Source organism: Streptomyces sp. NPDC030183 (assembly GCF_055573455.1).
This window is the reverse complement of the sequence record NZ_JBVIBK010000023.1, coordinates 106,431-108,896: the sequence shown is the minus strand read 5'-3', so window position 1 is coordinate 108,896 and position 2,466 is coordinate 106,431. Positions and strand designations below refer to the sequence as shown.

The window sequence follows — 2,466 nt, the reverse complement described above, 5'->3', positions numbered from 1 at the left end:
ACGCCCTCGGCTCCCCGCGCCCGCCCGCCCTCGGCTCCCCGCGCCCGCCCGCCCTCGGCTCCCCGCGCCCGCCCGCCCTCGGCTCCCCGCGCCCGCCCGCCCTCGGCTCCCCGCGCCCGCCCGGCCTCCGCTCCCTCGCCCGCCCGCCCGGCCGGCCGCGCTCCCGCTCACCCTGCGCGGGTCCCCCCGGCCCCCAGCCCAAAGAAACCGAAGCACTCCCCAAGCGCCCCCACCGCCACGAGCCCACCCGGCACACCACCGACCCGGCCGGCACGACCCGGGCCCCGTGCCGTACGGCCCTCGTGGCCGCTCAGGCCGGATAGGCGTGCGTCTGCGTCGCCTTGACCGCGGCCCAGACCTCCGCGCCCGTGTGCAGGCCGAGTTCGGCGGCGGCCACGGTGGTGAGGTCGGCGGCGAGGGGGAGTTCGCCGGTGAGGTCGGCGCGGATCTGGTCCCCGTGGGTCTCCAGCCCGGCGACCTCGCAGCGCCACAGGTTGCGTGCGCTGACGCCGGTGGGGCGCTCGCCGTAGAGCGTCACGGCACTCGGCGGGAAGGTGACGAAGACCGGCCCGGTGAGGTCCTCGGTGGTGGTGATCACGGGCCCGGCGTCGAGCCGTACGGTGTGCCGGTCGGCCACGCCCTTGTAGAGGTTCAGGCCGACGAGATGGGCGATGTAGTCCGTACGCGGATGCCGGGCGATGTCACCCGGCGTCCCCTCCTGCACCACGTGCCCGTCCTCGATGACGACGAGCCGGTCGGCCAGCACCATCGCGTCGAGCGGGTCGTGCGTGACGAGCACGGCGACGGCCTCGAAGTCCGCCAGGTGCCGCCGTAGCTGGGCGCGTACGTCGAGCCGGGTACGGGCGTCGAGCGCGGCGAGCGGCTCGTCGAGGAGCAGCAGCCGGGGCGAGGTGGCGAGCGCCCGGGCGAGGGCGACGCGCTGGGCCTGGCCGCCGGAGAGCCGGCGGGGCTTGGCCCCGGTGTGCTCGGCGAGCCCCATCCGCCCCAGCCACTCGGCGGCCCGCGCCCGCGCCTCCGCCTTGGAGGCTCCGTGACAACGCGGCCCGAAGGCGACGTTGTCGAGGGCGGTCAGATGCGGGAAGAGCAGGTAGTCCTGGAAGACGACCCCGACCGGACGGGACTCGGGCGGCGTACGCTCCAGAGCGGCGCCGTCGAGCCGCAGATACCCGTCCGCGAGCGGCACGAGCCCCGCCAGCGCCCGCAAGGCGGTGGTCTTCCCGGCGCCGTTGGGCCCGAGCAGGGCCACGACCTCCCCGGGCACGACCCGAAGCCCGACATCGAGCCGAAAGTCCCCACGCCGGACGACGAGCCGGGCGTCAAGCCCGACCCCGACCCCGTGTCCGGGGCCCCCGGCCTCACCGCCAGGGTTCCGCCCCTGCTGACTGCTGCTGCCAGGGCCGGTCGGCCCGCTACCCGGATACCCGCTCACGTCATTCCGCTCTGACCACTCTGACCGTCGTTCTTCCTGCCCTCACCGACCCCACCCGCAGCCATGAGGCATTCACGAAACCCCGTTCCCCCTCGCCCCTCTCGCCTCTCGCCTCCCTCACTCCTCACGCCTCCTCACCCCTCTCGTCCTGCCTCATGAGGCACGCATCCAGCGGTCGCGCAGCCCCGCGAGGACCGCGACGGACACGGTCAGCAGAACGAGACTGAGGGCGATGGCGGCCTCGGGGTCGCTCTGGAGGGCGAGGTAGACGGCGAGCGGCATCGTCTGGGTACGCCCGGGGAAGTTCCCGGCGAAGGTGATCGTCGCCCCGAACTCACCCAAGGCCCGCGCCCACGCGAGAACCGCACCGGCCGCGATCCCGGGCGCGATCAACGGCAGCGTCACCCGCCGGAACGCGGTGAACCGGGAGGCCCCCAGCGTGGTCGCGGCCTCCTCGTACCGGGGGTCGGCGGCGCGCAGCGTCCCCTCGACGCTGATGACGAGGAACGGCATCGCGACGAACGCCTCGGCGACCACGACCCCGGCGGTGGTGAAGGGCAGACTGATCCCGAACCACGACTCCAGCCACTGCCCGACCACGCCGTTGCGCCCGAGCGCCATCAACAGCGCCACACCGCCCACCACCGGCGGCAGCACCAGCGGAAGCGTGACGAGGGCCCGTACGACCCCCCGCCCGGGAAACTCCACCCGAGCGAGCAGCCACGCCAACGGCACCCCGAGCACGAGACTCACGGCGGTGGCCGCCGTGGCGCAGAGCAGCGACAACCGCAGCGCCTGCCACACCTCGGGACTGGTCAGCTGGTCGGACAGGTCCGACCAGGGAGCGCGTACGAGCAGGGCGACGAGCGGCAGAACCAGAAAGGCCAGCCCGACGAGCGCGGGCACGAGCAACGGCACCGGCACGGAACTCCGCCGAGGCGAGATCGCACCCCGCCCCCGCCCCCGCCGCGGCCGCACCCCACCCACGCCCGATCCCGCGCCCGAACCGCCAGCCG

Annotated in this window: 1 protein-coding gene and 2 pseudogenes; 1 reads left to right on the top strand and 2 read right to left on the bottom strand. The window is 75.0% G+C overall.

All coding sequences use genetic code 11. From position 1 onward, the window contains the following. Positions 1-323: pseudogene (locus tag ACZ4Z2_RS26685) on the top strand (hypothetical protein); the annotation flags it as partial. Here the strand turns inward: ACZ4Z2_RS26685 and ACZ4Z2_RS26680 are convergent. Both ACZ4Z2_RS26680 and ACZ4Z2_RS26675 read right to left on the bottom strand, forming a co-directional pair. Further along, positions 311-1,348: pseudogene (locus ACZ4Z2_RS26680) on the bottom strand (ABC transporter ATP-binding protein); the annotation flags it as partial. The pseudogenes ACZ4Z2_RS26685 and ACZ4Z2_RS26680 sit on opposite strands and share 13 nt — an antisense overlap. 255 nt (positions 1,349-1,603) lie before the next feature. After that, positions 1,604-2,437 carry an ABC transporter permease gene (locus ACZ4Z2_RS26675; RefSeq protein ID WP_468079368.1) on the bottom strand — a complete coding sequence of 278 codons (834 nt, stop codon included), beginning with the start codon at positions 2,435-2,437 and terminating at the stop codon, positions 1,604-1,606. Positions 2,438-2,466: the final 29 nt, after the last annotated feature.